Source organism: Chryseobacterium sp. T20 (assembly GCF_047345655.1).
GTDB lineage: Bacteria > Bacteroidota > Bacteroidia > Flavobacteriales > Weeksellaceae > Chryseobacterium.
Window position 1 is genome coordinate 97,681 of sequence record NZ_JBLFDU010000004.1, and the last position, 17,956, is coordinate 115,636.

Consider the following 17,956-nt stretch of genomic DNA (forward strand, 5'->3'; position numbering starts at 1 on the left):
AATATGAAAAAAATAAACTGACATGGTACTTAACAATCTTAATTATCCTCTGGATTTCAAATTCAAAATCACTACTTTAGCAGGAGACTTCAACATTACTGACAAAAACGGAAATTATGTAGCGTATGTTCGTCAGAAAATGTTCAAGTTGAAAGAGGATGTTATCGTTTTTAATGATGAAAGCAAGTCTAAAGAACTTTTCAGAATCAGAGCGAATCAATGGATTGATTTCAATGCGTCTTACTCTTTGAATGATCTTATCGATAATAAAAACTTCGGTAGACTGGCGAGAAAAGGAATGCGTTCTATCTGGAAAGCAAGCTATGATATTCTGGATGCACACGATCAGCCTAAGTTTAAAATTCAGGAAGACAGTGCATGGGTAAGATTCTGGGACAGCTTTGTAGGAGAACTTCCTATCATCGGAATGTTCACCGGGTATTTCCTAAATCCATCTTACACAGTAACAGGAATTGATGGAAAGGCTTATTTTAAACTGAAAAAAATGCCTTCATTCTTTGGAAGAAGATTCCAGCTGGACAGACTGATCGATATTGATGACGAGGAAGAAAGCTTAGTAATCCTTTCTCTATTAATGATGACACTTCTTGAAAGAGCAAGAGGATAAACAAATAATAAAACCACAAACACATGAAATATTTAATCATTTTATTTTCCGCATTTCTACTGGTAGCCTGTAAAAAGGAAAAAGAAACGGTTTCAACTTCTGCTACTGCCGATTCTTTGCATGTGGCTAAAGATACTGCATCAACAGGTCATTCTTCAGGAAATATTCTGGTGGGAACAATCCCTTTTCCAAAAGAAATCAAAGAATGCTCCTGCTATTTTGCAGCAAGCAAAACTGATTTTGAAAATGAGAGATACATTTATGCAGATGATGCCGGAAAAACAGCTTATATGATGCTGGATGGCAAAAGACTGGCTATGAATCTTATTTCATCAAGTGATATGGAAGTAGATGAATTGCTTACCAAGGAAATAGAAAATGACGATTACAAAATTTCTGTAAAAGGTAAAAAAATAAAAGGCGAGGAAGCTTTACTGTTTGAAGGTACTCTGACTATAGAGAAACCAGACGGAACTACATTTACCACTCCCATCTATGGAGAATGCGGATGTTAATAAAAGCGAAATCATACAAAAATGCTTCTGTAACTCAACAGAAGCATTTTTTATTTCGTAAATTTGAGAAAAATAAAATTCAATGGAATTATCTAATATAGAACCGCAGATTATCTGGAAAAACTTCTCCAAATTAAATGCAGTTCCAAGGCCTTCAAAAAAAGAGGAAAAAGTGATTGCTTTCATCAAAGGATTTGGTGAAGATTTAGGACTGGAAACTACGGTAGATGAAGTAGGAAACGTTATTATTAAAAAACCTGCCACTGCAGGAATGGAAAACCGTAAATCTATCGTGCTTCAATCGCACCTTGATATGGTTTGCCAGAAAAACAATGATGTGAATTTCGATTTTGAAACGGAAGGAATTAAAATGGAAATTGATGGTGACTGGGTAAAGGCTAAAGGAACTACTTTAGGAGCTGATAACGGTTTAGGAGTAGCTACCATTATGTCTATCCTTGAAAGTTCAGATATTCCACACCCTGCATTGGAAGCTCTTTTCACGATTGATGAAGAGACAGGAATGACAGGTGCTTTAGGATTAAAGCCAGGACAATTGACAGGACAAATCCTATTGAATCTTGATACTGAAGAGGATGATGAAATTGATATCGGCTGTGCAGGAGGTGTAGATGTAACCATTACTCAAACGTATTCAACAGAAGCTTCAAAAGGACAAATTGTAAGACTTGAAGTAAAAGGTCTTCAGGGTGGACACTCCGGAATGGATATCCATAAAGGTTTTGGAAATGCCAATATTATTTTAGGTAGACTTCTTTACAGTGGACTGGAAAACCAGAATATTGAATTAATCTCTATCGATAGCGGAGGGTTGAGAAATGCCATTCCAAGAGAAGGAGCTGCTGTTATTTCTGTGAGAAATGCTCAGGAATTTATAGACCATGCAACGGCTCTTAAAAAAGATATCTTAGAAGAATTCGCGACTGTAGAACCGGGACTTCAGATCAATATTGAGAACTCTACTTCTTCTGATAAAACTATTTCAGAAGGTGATTCCAAAAAAGTGATCTTTACTTTAAAAGCTCTTCACAACGGAGTATACAGAATGAGTCCGGATGTAGCTGATCTTGTAGAAGCTTCCAACAACGTAGCAAGAGTAGAACTGAAAGGCGGAGAACTTAAGATTTTAAACCTTACAAGATCTTCTGTAGATTCTTCCAAATATTCAGTAGCAGAACAATTAAAATCTGTAGCAGAACTAGCTGGAATGAATGTTGAATTCAGTGGTTCTTACCCAGGATGGAAACCAAAACCAGGTTCAGAGATTGTACAACTAATGGAGAAGCTTTATATTGAAAAATTCACTGAAAAACCTCATGTAGTAGCTTGTCATGCTGGTCTTGAGTGTGGAATCATCGGTGCCAACTATCCTGAAATGGAAATGGTAAGCTTTGGACCAACCATCAGAGGAGCTCACTCTCCTGATGAGAAGGCAAACATCCCTTCTACTCAGAAATTCTGGAGCTTCCTGAAAGATATTTTAGCGAATATTCCTCAGAAATAGAACATTAAAATAACTATATTGAATATCCAAAGTCTTATGATTTTGGATATTTTTAGTTTTAATCTGAAAATATTTATTTAATTGAAATAAAAAGTGCTTCGACAGGCTCAGCATGACCTCTCTAATACTAACTGCTTTTTTAGAGATCAATTTTTAGCAGCGTCATGCTGAGCTTGTCGAAGCATCCCAACAATAGCATAAAAAAACAAATCTTATACAATGAAAAGTATCACCGTATTCTGCGGCTCAAGTTTTGGTTCGCACGACATTTACAAAGAACAGGCATTTTTATTGGGACAAACTTTAGCTCAACAAGGTATACAGCTTATTTATGGCGGTGCTGATGTTGGTTTAATGGGAACCATTGCAGACGGAGCATTAGCCGAAGGAGGTAAGGTCATTGGAGTCCTTCCCCACTTTTTACAATCCAAAGAAATTGCTCACAAAAATCTGACAGAACTCATCATCGTTGAAACTATGCATGAAAGAAAAACCAAAATGAATGAACTTTGTGATGGAGTTATCGTTCTTCCCGGTGGTTATGGAACGCTGGAAGAGTTTTTCGAGATGATCACATGGGCACAGCTCGGACTGCACAAAAAACCGATAGGAATTTTGAATATTGACGGATTTTACGATGATCTTATCAAACTTGTTCAAACCATGGTCGATAAAGGATTTTTAAAACAGGTAAACAGAGATATGCTACTGATCAGCGATACCATTGGTGATCTGTTGGAAAAGATGAGAAATTATCAGGCTCCTACGGTTGGAAAGTGGATTTCTAAGGAAGAGATTTAAATGGTAAAGTTTTATAAAAAACAAAACCCGTCCGAATAATCCGGACGGGTTTCTTATTAAGATTAAAAAATATTTTCTAAGGATAAGGAGCAATTTCCACTTCGAGTCCTTCCATGGCATCGGCAATATGCAACTGACATCCCAATCTGCTGTTGTCTTTCACGTGGAAAGCTTCAGCCAACATGGCATCTTCTTCATCTCCCATCGGTTCCAAACCGGGATCATTGATTACATATACCTGGCATGAAGCACACATCGCCATTCCTCCACATACCCCAATAGTACCTTCTTCTGCCAATTCGTAGGAACGGATAATTTCCATTAAGTTCATGGACATATCCGTAGGAGCTACGACATCGTGGGTTACACCTTCTCTGTCGGTGATTTTAATATTAACGTCTGACATAATTCTGCAAAATTAGTCAATTTTTTTCACAACTGCCTTCTCTGCTTCTTTACGGCTTCCGTCAAATCCGTCAACACCACTTACCGTTGTATATTTTAATACGAATTTTTTACCAGGATTTAGTCTGTTATACACACTCTGACACATTAAAGTAGCTTCGTGGAAACCACAAAGGATTAACTTCAGTTTTCCAGGGTATGTGTTGATATCTCCGATAGCGTAGATACCATCAATATTGGTTTGATAATCAAGAGCATTGTTTACAACAATTGCATTTTTCTCGATATTCAGTCCCCAGTTTCCGATCTCTCCCAATTTTGGAGTCAATCCGAATAATGGAATAAAATAATCTGTTTCAATATCGTAAGCTTCCTGCCCTTCTACTTCTACAGTGATCGCTTCTACTTTTCCGTCCCCTTTAATACCGGTAACTTCAGCAGGAGTAATTAATTTGATTTTCCCCTGGTTTTTCAGATCCTGAACTTTCTCTACAGAATCCAAAGCTCCTCTGAACTCATTTCTTCTGTGGATCAAAGTCACTTCACTTGCAACGTTTGAAAGGAAAACACTCCAGTCCAAAGCAGAATCTCCACCTCCGGCGATCACTACTTTTTTGTTTCTGAAATGTTCAGGTTCTTTAACGAAATATTCAAGACCTTTCTCTTCATAATCAGCAAGATTATCGAAAGTAGGCTTTCTAGGCTCAAAAGTTCCTAATCCACCTGCAATGGCAATCGCCTTACATCTGTGAACAGTTCCTTTATTTGTGATCACTTCAAACCACTCATCATCTACTTTTGTATAGGAAACAGCTGTTTCTCCTAAAGTAAATCCAGGTTGAAACTGTTTGATCTGCTCCATTAAATTATCCACCAATTCTCCAGCATTTACTGAAGGATAACCAGGGATATCGAAGATCGGTTTTTTAGGATAAAGTTCCGCCAATTGCCCTCCCGGCTGTGGAAGCGCATCAATAATATGACACTTCATTTTTAATAAACCAGCTTCAAAAACTGCAAAAAGTCCTGTAGGTCCCGCACCTATGATCAATATATCAGTGGTTATCATAATCTTTAAGATAATTTAATTATACATGTAACTGCAAATTTACTAATTTTAATGCGAAGCATATTTAATTGATTCTAAATAAAAACCTGAGATTTGTCAAATATCTATCAATTAAGATTTTAAATTTGGCAATGTTTTTGTAAATGTCTTGTTATGAAGAAAATTTCAATCCTTTTTGCATTATTAATATTCTTTTTTGGCTCAGCCCAGATTGATAATATCGCGGATGGCGAATCTATTACTTTAAGAATCCATTACGGCTTCCTTAATGCCGGAACAGCCAATCTTACAACTAAGCAAACCACCTACAAAGGAGTTCCTCATCTTTATGTAAAAGGAACAGGACAGACCACAGGTGCTGTAAAAGCGTTCTTCAAAGTAGAAGACTTATATGAAAGTTTCATCAATACACAGACGGGATTACCAAGTTTTTATGTCAGAAATGTACGTGAAGGAAGTTACCGCCAGCATTTTGAAACGGTTTTTAATCACGATAATAATACTTTAATATTAACTGATAAAAAGACTCCGGCCAATGGTTCTAAGGTTTTAAAATCAGTAAAAGGCGTTCAGGATATGCTTTCCTGCTTCTATTATTTAAGAAGTAAAAGCCCGGATGAACTGAAAGTGGGAACTGTTATTAATATGAATGTATGGATTGATGATGAAATGTTTCCTTTTCAGCTGAAGGTAACAGGAACAGAAAATTTAAAGACAAAATTTGGGACGATCAATTGTTTGAAGATTATTCCATCGGTAAAAAGCGGAAGAGTATTCAAAGAAAAAGAAGGCGTAACCATGTGGGTTTCCAATGATGCCAACCACGTTCCTATGTTATTGAAAGCAGAACTTGCAGTAGGATCACTGAAAGCAAGTATCGATGATTATAAGAATGTAAAATATCCTTTAAAGTTCAGTAATTAACAATCGTCAGTTTTAAAGATACAGCCTGTAAATTTTACAGGCTTTTTTTATTTCTTATGTAATATATTCTTAATACAGATTGTCTTTATAATAGAGGCAGACAAAGAGCTGCAGCATGTCAATACTTCATTTGAGGTACCTAGCGGATTCGAACCGAAGTATGGGCATAAGAAACAGGCACGTGTAAATTTTTCAATAAGATCAGTTTTTAATTACGTTTTGTTTCTTAGGTCAGTAATTAAAAACAAAAAACCTCCGGAGCTCCGGAGGTTTGATTTTTTATAGTGTTTTGAACTGTTCCAGTGTTCTGATATCATTTTCGAAGAACATTCTGATGTCACTCATCTGGTAAAGAAGCATGGTAATTCTTTCAATACCCATTCCGAATGCATATCCTGAATATTTCTCAGAATCAATATTCACATTTTTCAGTACGGCAGGGTCTACCATTCCACATCCCATGATCTCCAGCCATCCTGTTCCTTTCGTAATTCTGTAATCTGTTTCAGAGTTTAATCCCCAATACACATCAATTTCAGCACTTGGCTCTGTGAACGGGAAGAAAGAAGGTCTCATTCTGATTTTAGATTTTCCAAAAAGCTCAGTTGTAAAGAACTGAATAGTCTGCTTTAAATCTGCAAAGCTTACATTTTCGTCAATATATAATCCTTCAATCTGATGGAAAATACAGTGAGAACGTGAAGAGATTGCTTCATTTCTGAACACTCTTCCCGGAGATAAAATTCTAATAGGCGGCTGATTTTCTTCCATATAACGGGTCTGTACGGAAGAAGTATGCGTTCTTAAAAGAATATCAGGATTCTGTTCAATAAAGAATGTATCCTGCATATCTCTTGCCGGATGGTATTCCGGAAGGTTAAGCGCGGTAAAGTTATGCCAGTCATCTTCAATCTCTGGACCGTCTGCCACAGCAAAGCCAATAGATTTGAAGATTTCAATAATTCTGTTTTTTACCAGATTGATCGGATGTCTTGAACCCAATTCCAATGGAAAAGCGGGTCTTGTAAGATCTTCTTTTTCAACCACAACAGAAGATGCTGAAGCATTTTTCAAATCCTCCAGTTTTACAGCAACTGCCTGTTTTAAAGTGTTGATCTTCTGTCCGAATTCTTTCTTTTGGTCGTTAGGAACTTCTTTAAATTTTTCAAAAAAATCATTAAGAACCCCTTTTTTACCATTGTACTTGATTCGGAAGTTTTCGATATCTTCCTTAGAGGTAGCATTGAAGCCATTTACTTCGACCAGTAATTCTTCTATCTTTTCTATCATTGTTTTACCCTTTCAAAATGTTTTGCAAAAATACGATTTTAAGTTGAATAATAAGTCCGTCAAAAAAAAATCTGCCTCTTTTTCGGGAGGCAGACTTCAATCACTTATTTCACTTAAATAAAAAAATTATTTCTTTTCTAAAGCTTTAACGCTGATCTGAAGAGTTACCTCGTCTTTAATCACGCCGTTTTCAGCCGGAGCCTGGAACTTCACTCCAAACTCTTCTCTCTTGATATCTTTCGGTTCAGTAGCTACACTTACTTCTCCATCTTTCACAGAAACATTAGCCTTAAACTGAACAGGTTTTGTAATTCCTTTAATCGTTAAATTACCATCTAAAAGAGTATTATAATCACCTTCTGTAGCCGGAGTAACTTTTGTAATCTCATAAGAAGCTGTTGGGAATTTTTCAACTTCAAAGAAATCTCCACTTTTCAGGTGGCCATTTAATTTTCCTAAATCTTCCGGGCTGTCTTTCAAATCCACAGAAGTTAAAGAGTTCATATCAGCAACGAATTTTCCGCTTTCCAGTTTTCCGTCTTTCACCGTCACATCTCCACTTTCAAACCTGATTGTTCCAAAATGACTTGTATTCTCAGATTTAAATACTTTATATCCCTTCCATTCAACCTTACTGTTTAGCGTATCCAAAGTGAACTGGCTACCTTCTTTAGTAGTCGTCACCTCATTACTTTCACTGGTAAGTGGTTTGTCTTTTTTACAAGAAACCATTACAGCAGCAATAAATAATGCAGGAATAGCTAACGAAAACAGTTTTTTTCTCATTTTTGATTTATTTTTATTAGTTCCGCTAATATAATAAAAAAAATTATGTTTTCATAAAAACCTTACATTTGTAATATGCTATTAGAAATAAACAATTTATTTTTCTCTCACAACAAAGAAAATCCCCTGTTTCAGAACCTTAACCTAAGGTTTGAAGAAAACAGAATTATAGCTCTTGCAGGTGAAAGCGGATGTGGAAAATCTACTCTTCTTAACCTTATTTATGGTCTTTTGGATTGGGAAAGCGGAGAGATTATTTTTAACGGAACAAAGCTTTTGGGACCTAAAGGAAATCTTGTTCCAGGAGAGCCTGAAATGAAATTCGTAGCACAGAATTTTGATCTTATGCCTTACGCTACAGTGGCTGAAAACGTAGGAAAATTTATTTCTAATATCAATTTAAAACAAAAAAAAGAAACCGTAACGGAGCTTCTTGAAGTAGTAGGGCTTCAGGAATTTGCGAATGTACTTCCAAAATACCTAAGCGGCGGACAACAGCAAAGAGTCGCGATTGCCAGAGCATTGTCCGTACTTCCCAAGCTTCTTATTTTAGATGAACCCTTCAGTAATCTGGATTTTCCGAGAAAAATTGAACTTAGGGAAAGGCTTTTCAGATATGTAAAACAGCATGGCGTTTCTCTGATTATTTCCACTCATGAACTTCAGGATATTATGCCATGGCTGGATCAGATTGTTATTCTGCAGGACGGAAGACTGATTCAGAATGACAGCCCGGAAGAGACCTACAGAAATCCTTACAACTCTTATGTTGCTAAATTATTCGGAGAAGTGAATATTTTCAGTGAGGCTGAAGCGGAAGATTTCCAGCTTCAAAAGTTCTCTTATTATCCAAAAGAAATCAAAATTACAGAAGCAGGTCTCGAAGCCGAAGTTCTGGAAAGCAGATTTGCAGGAAATTATTATTGGAATAAATTAAGAGCAAAAGGAAAGGAGCTTGTTGTGTATACGTATGAGAAAATTTCAGGAACCATAAATATTTCGTTTATTTAAGCGAAAAGACTTAGCAGTAAAAGTGAAACAGACCATTCTCTATGAGCCCGTTTTAACTTTCAATATTCGTTGCATAACTTATACATTTACTTACACTTATCAATAAAAAAATACAAACATAAGAATCTGTATATGAAACTTTTTCTTACATTTGTATTTCTAAAGTATAAGGAAATTTTTGGTTAATTCTCTTTCTGCCTTCCGGACGGACATTAGCAATCTTGCAATTAAGTCTTTCGAAAGATTACACTGTCCAATTTTTTCCTTTTCTTATTTTTAGGCATAAAAAAACGAAGTTTTCTTACGCTTTCTTTACAAATTCTGACTTAAGAGCCATTGCTCCAAAACCATCAATTTTACAGTCAATATTGTGATCACTTCCCGGTCTCAGACGGATATTTTTCACTTTAGTCCCTGCTTTTACCGGTTTTGGTGCTCCTTTTACCGGAAGATCTTTTACTACCACTACAGAATCTCCATCCTGAAGTTCATTTCCGTTGGAGTCCAGAATTTTTCCTTCATTGGCAGCCTCAGCAGCTACTTCTGCCGGATCCCATTCATAGAAACATTGGGAACATACCATCATATTATCGCTCGGATAAGTAAACTCGGAGCTGCATTTTGGACAAAGTATTGTATCACTCATATTCTTATTTTTCGCAAAGGTAGAAATTTTTAGAGGTTGAAGTCAAGAGATAAAGTTCAGTATAGTAGATAATAAGCGTACATTACTATAACACGACATGGTGAATTAACATAAATTAAATAAACTTGCCACAAAGAAAATAAAGTATAGTAATGAACAGTGTATATTTTGTCAGCAAATATTTTTCATTAAGCAAAAACATAGGCTTATTCATTTGAAAGGGAAAGGCTATTGTCAACAAATAAAAAATATAAATATTCGGAAAATCTTTACAAATTCAGCATTAAAATGTATTTCTACCCTTTAAAAAATCAATAAACAGATGGACCATTCACTACTGAATCTCAGATTGTCAATAGTCAATTTTTGCTTTGCAAAGTGAATGGTGAAGGCGCAGCCTTCCATTAGAAAACTGATCTGTATAATATATAATTAGTCATAACCTCTCAACCGGAAACCCAAACCCCAAAATTCACAAGCGAAGTGGATTCACCATTCACCATCCACAATCCTCCTTCATCGCTCCTATTCTCAAACTCTCCCACCCAAATCTTCAACTCTCAATTAAAAGTCGTATTTTTGCAGATTCAAACAGCGAAGCAAATTTATGGAACTTATTCACAGAAACTTGGCAATCGGAATTCACGATGCCTTACAGGAGACATTTTTTGAGAAAAACAAATATGCCGATAAAGTTATTGAAAGACTTTTGAAAGCAAACAGAAAATGGGGAAGCCAGGACAGAGCCGTTGTTTCTGAAATTTTTTACAATATTATCCGTTGGAAAAAACGCCTTGAATACTATATGGGTGAAGGCGTGAAACCCAACAATATCTACAAACTGATCATTGCGTATTTACTTTGGAGTAAAACCAATTATAAGAAATTCGAAGAATTTGACGGAATCAAAATCGCCGATATTCTTACCAAACTTAAAAAGAACACTGTTCCTACAAAAGCAATAGAACACTCTATTCCTGAATGGCTAGCTGAAACTCTTGAAAAAGAAATAGGTGCTAATTGGGAAAAAGAAATGGCTGCTTTGAATGAGCAGGCTCCTACGGTTTTAAGAGCAAACTCTTTAAGAACAACAACTAAAGAACTTATTTCCGACCTTTCAGATGAAGGAGTTGTTTCTTATCCTATTAAAAATTATCCTGATGCCGTTCAGCTGGAAGAGAAGAAAAATGTTTTCCTTACTACGGCTTTCAAAGAAGGGTTATTTGAAGTTCAGGATGCTTCTTCTCAGAAAATCGGGTATTTCCTTGATGTAAAAGAAGGACAAAGAGTAGTAGATGCTTGTGCTGGTGCTGGTGGAAAAACGCTTCACCTGGCAGCATTAATGAAAAACAAAGGTCAGATTGTAGCATTAGATATCTTCGAATGGAAACTTGCCGAACTGAAGCGTCGTGCCAAGAGAGCGGGAGCGCACAATATTGAAACCCGTATGATTTCTGACAACAAGGTAATCAAACGTCTTCATGAAAAAGCTGACAGACTTCTGATTGATGCACCATGTTCTGGTCTTGGCGTTTTGAAAAGAAACCCGGACAGTAAGTGGAAAATTGACCAGGACTTTATTGACAGAATTAAAAAGGAGCAACAACAAATCCTTCAGGACTACTCTAAAATGCTTAAAAAAGGAGGAAAAATGGTATACGCTACCTGTTCTATCCTTCCATCTGAAAACAATCTTCAGGTAGATGAGTTCATCAAAAATAATCCTGGATTCAAGATGGTTAAAGATGAAAAAGTAATGCCTAGCGAAGGCTATGACGGATTCTATATGGCTTTGATTGAGAGAGTTTCTTAATCCAAACCCCACAAACAATACATTAAACTACTCTATTTTCTGGAGTAGTTTTTTTATTTTAAACCCTTTCCGAAAAAATGTAACAATTTTTGTAACATTTCAACCCCATTGTCTACTAACTGTATAGATTAAAACCGGTTTGATGCTGTAGAAAGTTTAGAATACCTTTGCAGCAAACTCACTTATTTATGCATACAAGAATCATTTTCAATTTTCTGGCTGTTTTCGCGTACTGTCTGTTTTCTGCACAGACCTATGAAATCCAGTACACCAGTTCTTATAACGGAAAGGTATCAACGGATCAGCCTTCTACCATCGTTTGGGTCAATGAGAAGGAAAATTTCATTCTCAACAGTACCATCAAAGAACAAAAAAGCAGCTATCCTTATGAGATTACTAAGGTAGAAAAGCCGTCTAACACGATTGTTTCTTATGCATTCTTAAAACCGGCATCCATTATTTCAGCATCAGATGCAGAGTCGGTGGGAAAACAAAATTTTGAACTCACCAATGAAACAAAAAAGATCTTAGGATACAACTGTAAAAAAGCGGTTACAAAAGTCAATTCAAATACTATTGAAGTCTGGTACACGAATGATTTAAAACTGAAAGGTGGCCCTTCTGTTTTAGGACAGAATTTAGGGTTGGTTCTGGAAGTAGAGAGAAATAAAAATTCTTTAGTTACAGCCAGTTCAATCAAAAAAATCAAAAATACCGGAATTGAAAGCATTGTAAAAGGAAACATACAGACAACCGATCAGCTGGGATATAAAGACCTCCTTTGGAAAAGCAGATTTACCACACTGAATGTTTTTGAAAATGAAACCATCAATTTCTCTGATGCCTCAAAATCTGATGACAAAATAAAAAGATACGCCAACGGAACCATCATTCTGAAAAAAATACAATTTCCTGCCATCACAGAAGGAGAAAATATTTTTGTTGAATTGAAACAACAATCCAACGGAGATGCCTATGACAGAACCGGAACTGTATTTTTCATTCCACAGGATAAAGAAAAGTCTTTTTTTGACGGCCTGGAAAAGGGAGCAAAAACACTTCCTCTTTACGAAAACGGAAATGGAAAGCAATATTACGGAGTAACCGCTACCAACAATTATAGTCCTGCCATGGAAATGATGAGATTCTTTACTGCTTTTGGCATCCAGAAATTCAATCATATTCAGCTTAAAGGAAAAGACTGGCAGACCAGCAGTCCTTACCGACAGGATATCACAGAATTGAAACCAGCTTTATCAGGAAAAGAACTTTGGATAGGTACATTTATCGGCAATTATGATAAAGGAGGACATAAAGTGAGCCTTGATATTACGATTCATAAAAGTGATCAGACCGTTAATAAAAACAATATCGCTATTCCTTTATTCAATACGTTAAATATTATGGAAATGGCAGGACAGGATTACTCTACCATGTTCAATCAGGATAAAGGGCTTCTTGTTACTTTCACTTTGGATAAAGATCTGAAAAATGCACAGCTAAGATATACCACAACAGGACACGGCGGTTGGGAAAATGGTGATGAATTTGTTCCTAAAGCGAATTCTATATTCATGGATGGAAATGCTGTATTTTCATTTGTACCCTGGAGAACAGATTGTGGCTCCTACCGTTTATACAATCCTGCCTCTGGAAATTTCCAGGATGGGCTTTCATCCTCAGACCTCAGCAGATCAAACTGGTGCCCGGGAACGGTTACCAATCCTAACTTCATTCCTCTGGGAGATTTGAAAGCAGGTAAACACACGATACAGGTAAAAATTCCGCAGGGACCTACAGAAGGAACAAGTTTCAGCTCATGGAATGTTTCTGGAACATTACTGGGAGTACAATAAAAACAAAACCTTCTTGCATGAGAATTGCAAGAAGGTAAAAACACAAATGATGAAAAAAAATTATTTCGAGCCACAAAGTAAGGGGTAAAATTCATATAATTAATTACCATAGATTAATAAATATGTCATTTTTATTTCGTATGGAAATCACATTCATTTCGGCTCAACGAAAAAAATTAATCAAAAACATGCCAATTTCAATAAATAGTTAAAATTTTTAACTTTAAAATATTAATTGATTAAAAATTTTCGTTTTTAAATATTTTTCATTGTTATTTATAAACATCCCTTCTACTTTTGTTCCATAAATAATAAAAATCATGTGTGGAATTGTATGTTTATTCGACGCCAAGCAAAAAACTGAAGTATTAAGACCTCAGGTATTGGAAATGTCAAAAAAAATCCGTCACAGAGGACCGGATTGGAGTGGAGTTTTTCAGGACGAGAAAGTAATTTTTTCTCATGAAAGACTTGCCATTGTAGATCCTACTTCTGGAAAACAGCCTCTATTTACTAAAGATGGAAAAGTAGTATTAGCGGTGAACGGTGAAATCTATAACCATAGAGAACTTAAAGAAGAATTTCCGGATTATGAGTTTCAGACTCAGTCGGACTGTGAGGTGATTCTTGCACTTTACAGAAAATACGGAAAAGATTTCGTAGAGAAACTTAACGGAATTTTTGCATTCGCTTTATACGACACCGAAAACGATATTTATCTTATTGCCCGCGATCATATGGGAATCTGCCCGCTTTATCAGGGTTGGGATAAAAACGGAAACTACTATGTTGCTTCTGAATTAAAAGCTCTTGAAGGAATCTGCAAAAAAATAGAAACTTTCTTACCAGGGCATCTGATGTACAGCCCGGACGGAGCCGAACTTCAGCAATGGTATACAAGGGAATGGGACAGCTTTGATCATGTAAAGGAAAATGAAACCGATATCTCAAAACTGAGAAAAGGTCTTGAAGATGCCGTTCACAGACAACTGATGAGTGATGTTCCTTATGGAGTACTTCTTTCAGGAGGACTAGATTCATCCGTTATTTCAGCAATCACGGCAAAATTTGCCCGCCAGAGAATTGAAAGTGGCGATACTCAGGAAGCATGGTATCCAAGACTTCACAGTTTCGCAGTAGGATTGGTTGGCTCTCCGGATCTGGCAGCTGCACAAAAGGCAGCAGAGCACATCGGTTCTGTTCACCACGAAGTTAACTTCACTGTTCAGGAAGGACTGGATGCTGTACGTGACGTCATTTATCATCTTGAAACCTATGATGTAACCACTATCAGAGCATCCACCCCGATGTATCTTTTAGCAAGAGTCATCAAATCGATGGGGATTAAAATGGTTCTTTCAGGAGAAGGTTCCGATGAATTGTTCGGAGGTTATTTATATTTCCATAAAGCTCCTAACGCAAAAGAATTCCACGATGAAACTGTGAGAAAACTGGGCAAACTTCACCTTTATGACTGTTTAAGAGCCAACAAAGCGTTGATGAGCTGGGGAATTGAAGGTAGAGTCCCTTTCCTTGACAAAGAATTCATGGATATTGCTATGACTGTTAACCCTCAGGATAAAATGATTAACACTGCTGAAGGGAAAATTGAAAAATGGGTATTGAGAAAAGCTTTTGAAGACTTACTTCCTGATTCAATTGTATGGAGACAGAAAGAACAGTTCTCGGATGGTGTAGGCTATTCATGGATTGACACTTTAAAAGAGGTGGCTGAAAAAGAAGTGACAGACGAAATGATGACTAACGCAAGATTCAGATTCCCGCTAAACACACCTCAGAACAAAGAAGAATACCGATACAGAACTATTTTTGAAGAACATTTCCCAAGTGAGACCGCAGCTGCTACCGTTCCATCGGTTCCATCAGTTGCCTGCTCCACTCCTATTGCTCTGGAATGGGATGAAGCGTTCAAAAAAATGAATGATCCGAGCGGAAGAGCTGTGAAGGTACATGAGACTTCGTACTAGAAAGGGATATTGATGAATAGTCAATCGTCAATTCGTTTCGCTTGTCAATTTGTTGCGGGATTCGGGTTACGGGATTACAGGTTTATTATTCACTTGCGAAGCAAAATTCACTAATGACATGTATATTTTTTTCATTCAAACATATAACTCCCTCAGTTATAATTTATCAATCCTGTAGCAATACAGGATTTTTTCTTGAATTAACAATAACAATATGGCATAATTTAACTCACAATCCAAAATAATATCTAATAAATAATTATATTTGGAAAACGAAAATATCAATTATAAAAAAATGAGAAGAAACCTTACTGTTTTATTTGCCTTATTAGCCATAAGTTTTGCTTTTGGACAAGGAAAATATGGCAAATATCTGAATTCAAAGAAGCTTGCTTTGGCTTATAAGAGTGTGAAAGACCAAGATAAGGATGACTATTATCAACAATTCTATTGGCTTGTAAAGGCAGAGCAACTGAAAACTTATCCTCACCTTAAAGACATTAAACCTGTTGTTTTATATGAATTTGTAAAATATGTAAACCCACAGAATCCTACAAAAAAACTGGATGCAAGAGGTAAAGAGCTGAGAGCAACTGCAGAATTATCTTTAAATCAATATTTTAAAAATAAAAAATTCGAGAACAATTCTGTTTTAATGTATAACCTTGAAACGTATGTAGATCCTTCAAAAGGTCAGTATTATACGAAGGTTGATCCGGAGAAAATCAAGGAACTTGTACCGAAGGAATTATTTGCTTTCAACTCATTCAACAGAAATATAGGAGAAGAAAAGACGTATTATCTTTGGATTGACAAGAAAAAAGATGATCTGAATATTGTAGATATCATTCCTAGCGAAAAAGAAGACAAAGCTTTCTACACAAGATTGAAACAGTATCTTCCAAGCTATAAATTCTCAAAATACGTTCCTTCTGTAAAAAAAGGGAACAAATCTGATAAAACGGATATTGAATACTACTACATCATGCCGTTTGAACAGAATACCGATAACATCGAATATAAAACGAAGGATTTCAAAACTTTCACCTTAAGCCAGTATAGAAAAGCCGGCGATGAATGGAAAGGAGTAGAAAAACCTAGAAAATAAATCAAAAAGTCCTGTGAAATCTCGCAGGACTTTTTTAATTTTATATGGATTTCATGATCTAAGGATCAGACCGCTTAAAGCAAGCAAGTTCTTCAAATAAAAATAAGCCTGGATATTTTCTATGTCCAGCCTATACAAAATGACAGAAACAAGCCCACAACAGACCTCCATAAAGAAAATACTTCCCTTAATTCTGGCCACTGCTATTTTCATGCAGATGCTGGATTCAACCATTCTGAACACTTCCCTGCCTTCCATTGCAAAAGACCTGAAAGAGTCTCCGCTTAATATGCAGAACGCCATTATCAGTTATGTTCTGACATTAGCTGTTTTTATGCCCGCCAGTGGATTTCTGGCAGACCGGTTTGGAACAAAAAAAATATTTATATTTTCTCTGGTATTGTTCAGTCTGGGCTCGCTGTTTTGTTCTTTATCCCAGAACCTTACCCATCTCGTTATTTCAAGAGTCGTTCAGGGAGTGGGAGGAAGTCTGATGACCCCAGTCGGAAAACTAGCACTCATTAAAACATTTGACAAAAATGAACTGCTCAAAGCGATGAACTTTGCCATCATTCCTGCTCTTATCGGGCCAGTACTCGGGCCTTTGGTAGGAGGTTATATGGTAGATTATCTTTCATGGCACTGGATATTCCTGATCAATATTCCTATTGGAGTTCTGGGAATTCTTTTAGGATTAAAATTTATGCCCAATTATAAATCCGATGATGTTGATTTTGATTTAAAAGGCTTCTTGATTTTTGCAGCAGCCTCTCTCCTACTTTCCGTTTCCCTGGAACTTTTTGGTGATATGCAGAATATTACGCCGGTTCTTGTGGTCTTTATCCTTGGGTTCTTATTCCTTTATTATTACTACAAACATGCAAAAAAAGGAGGACATCCTATTTTTCCTTTAAACTTGTTTCAGGTAAGAACTTTCAGAGTAGGTATTGTGGGAAATCTGGCCACCAGATTAGGAATCAGCTCTGTTCCGTTATTGCTTCCGCTGATGATTCAGATTGCTTACAAACAATCTGCAGTAACTTCAGGCTGGATCATTGCTCCAATGGCTTTGACGGCTATCTTCGGGAAATCATCCGTTATTAAGATTTTAGATAAATATGGCTACCGTCAGACCTTAATGGTGAACACCTTCATTATCGGAACACTGATCTGCCTTCTTGCCATTCCTAACATTCACACTTCCCTATATTGGTTTGTTCCCATCATTGCTGTATTAGGTTTTTTCAACTCGATACAGTTTACCTCTATGAACACCATTTCTATTGCTGATCTTCGAAACTTTCAGACCAGTAGTGGAAACTCATTAATCTCAGTCAATCAACAATTAGCAATCGGTTTTGGAATTGCCTTCGGACTGATTGTTTTAAAGCTATTTGAAAATACAGATCTGATCAAAGGAGAAATTCACAACGCATTCCGATATACTTTTCTCACGGTAGGAATATTAACCATTTTATCAGGATTCGTGTTCAGGAGACTGCATATTTCAGATGGAAAGAATATGAAGTCGAAGGAAGATTAAACAGATCTGATCCCAGTTTCATCCCTTCCTACGAACTTAACACAGATC

General features: G+C 36.4%; 16 protein-coding genes. 11 read left to right on the forward strand and 5 right to left on the reverse strand.

Translation table 11 applies throughout. The features are described 5' to 3' along the window. Window positions 1-22: 22 nt before the first annotated feature. From ACMA47_RS11550 to ACMA47_RS11565, 4 genes are all read left to right on the forward strand, one after another. Window positions 23-628, forward strand: coding sequence for a hypothetical protein (locus ACMA47_RS11550; RefSeq protein WP_034697031.1), 606 nt, complete (start codon window positions 23-25; stop codon window positions 626-628). A 23-nt stretch (window positions 629-651) separates the two neighbouring features. Beyond that, window positions 652-1,143, forward strand: a complete 492-nt coding sequence (locus tag ACMA47_RS11555; protein ID WP_413929905.1) for a hypothetical protein — start codon at window positions 652-654, stop codon at window positions 1,141-1,143. Between the two features lie 82 nt (window positions 1,144-1,225). Beyond that, window positions 1,226-2,668 carry an aminoacyl-histidine dipeptidase gene (locus tag ACMA47_RS11560; RefSeq protein ID WP_413929906.1) on the forward strand — a complete coding sequence of 481 codons (1,443 nt, stop codon included), beginning with the start codon at window positions 1,226-1,228 and terminating at the stop codon, window positions 2,666-2,668. A 219-nt stretch (window positions 2,669-2,887) separates the two neighbouring features. Beyond that, entirely contained in the window at window positions 2,888-3,469 is a 582-nt protein-coding gene (locus ACMA47_RS11565; protein WP_413929907.1) for a TIGR00730 family Rossman fold protein, read from the forward strand. A gap of 76 nt (window positions 3,470-3,545) precedes the next feature. Here ACMA47_RS11565 and ACMA47_RS11570 read toward each other — a convergent pair whose 3' ends face one another. Together ACMA47_RS11570 and ACMA47_RS11575 are read right to left on the reverse strand one after the other, a co-directional pair. Then, window positions 3,546-3,875: a 2Fe-2S iron-sulfur cluster-binding protein gene (locus ACMA47_RS11570; protein ID WP_034697026.1), complete on the reverse strand. Its 330-nt coding sequence runs from the start codon at window positions 3,873-3,875 to the stop codon at window positions 3,546-3,548. Window positions 3,876-3,887: 12 nt separating this feature from the next. Beyond that, window positions 3,888-4,943: an NAD(P)/FAD-dependent oxidoreductase gene (locus ACMA47_RS11575; protein ID WP_034697025.1), complete on the reverse strand. Its 1,056-nt coding sequence runs from the start codon at window positions 4,941-4,943 to the stop codon at window positions 3,888-3,890. Between the two features lie 153 nt (window positions 4,944-5,096). Here ACMA47_RS11575 and ACMA47_RS11580 point away from each other — a divergent pair, with 153 nt between their 5' ends. Then, window positions 5,097-5,867 (forward strand): DUF3108 domain-containing protein, encoded by a 771-nt coding sequence (locus ACMA47_RS11580; RefSeq protein ID WP_120233515.1) that lies wholly within the window; start codon window positions 5,097-5,099, stop codon window positions 5,865-5,867. 279 nt (window positions 5,868-6,146) lie between these two features. Here the strand turns inward: ACMA47_RS11580 and pheS are convergent, their stop codons facing one another. Continuing rightward, entirely contained in the window at window positions 6,147-7,157 is a 1,011-nt protein-coding gene (gene pheS, locus ACMA47_RS11585) for a phenylalanine--tRNA ligase subunit alpha (RefSeq protein WP_129041812.1), read from the reverse strand. A gap of 126 nt (window positions 7,158-7,283) precedes the next feature. Next, complete coding sequence (locus tag ACMA47_RS11590) at window positions 7,284-7,943, reverse strand: YceI family protein (RefSeq protein WP_034697022.1); 660 nt, start codon at window positions 7,941-7,943, stop codon at window positions 7,284-7,286. A 75-nt stretch (window positions 7,944-8,018) separates the two neighbouring features. Between ACMA47_RS11590 and ACMA47_RS11595 the strand changes: the two genes are divergently transcribed. Continuing rightward, window positions 8,019-8,954, forward strand: a complete 936-nt coding sequence (locus tag ACMA47_RS11595) for a sulfate/molybdate ABC transporter ATP-binding protein (RefSeq protein ID WP_413929908.1) — start codon at window positions 8,019-8,021, stop codon at window positions 8,952-8,954. A gap of 301 nt (window positions 8,955-9,255) precedes the next feature. Here the strand turns inward: ACMA47_RS11595 and ACMA47_RS11600 are convergent, their stop codons facing one another. Then, complete coding sequence (locus tag ACMA47_RS11600) at window positions 9,256-9,600, reverse strand: zinc ribbon domain-containing protein YjdM (protein WP_034697018.1); 345 nt, start codon at window positions 9,598-9,600, stop codon at window positions 9,256-9,258. Between the two features lie 607 nt (window positions 9,601-10,207). Here ACMA47_RS11600 and ACMA47_RS11605 point away from each other — a divergent pair. The 5 genes from ACMA47_RS11605 to ACMA47_RS11625 all read left to right on the forward strand — a co-directional run bounded on the left by ACMA47_RS11605 (window position 10,208) and on the right by ACMA47_RS11625 (window position 17,908). Continuing rightward, window positions 10,208-11,413: an RsmB/NOP family class I SAM-dependent RNA methyltransferase gene (locus ACMA47_RS11605; RefSeq protein WP_413929909.1), complete on the forward strand. Its 1,206-nt coding sequence runs from the start codon at window positions 10,208-10,210 to the stop codon at window positions 11,411-11,413. A 188-nt stretch (window positions 11,414-11,601) separates the two neighbouring features. Further along, window positions 11,602-13,269, forward strand: coding sequence for a GLPGLI family protein (locus ACMA47_RS11610; RefSeq protein WP_413929910.1), 1,668 nt, complete (start codon window positions 11,602-11,604; stop codon window positions 13,267-13,269). Window positions 13,270-13,589: 320 nt separating this feature from the next. Beyond that, the gene (gene asnB / locus ACMA47_RS11615; protein WP_413929911.1) at window positions 13,590-15,257 is read left to right on the forward strand and encodes an asparagine synthase B; all 1,668 of its coding nucleotides are present in this window, start codon (window positions 13,590-13,592) and stop codon (window positions 15,255-15,257) included. Between the two features lie 265 nt (window positions 15,258-15,522). Next, complete coding sequence (locus ACMA47_RS11620) at window positions 15,523-16,365, forward strand: hypothetical protein (protein ID WP_034697012.1); 843 nt, start codon at window positions 15,523-15,525, stop codon at window positions 16,363-16,365. A 139-nt stretch (window positions 16,366-16,504) separates the two neighbouring features. Beyond that, complete coding sequence (locus tag ACMA47_RS11625; protein WP_413929912.1) at window positions 16,505-17,908, forward strand: MFS transporter; 1,404 nt, start codon at window positions 16,505-16,507, stop codon at window positions 17,906-17,908. Window positions 17,909-17,956 lie beyond the last annotated feature (48 nt).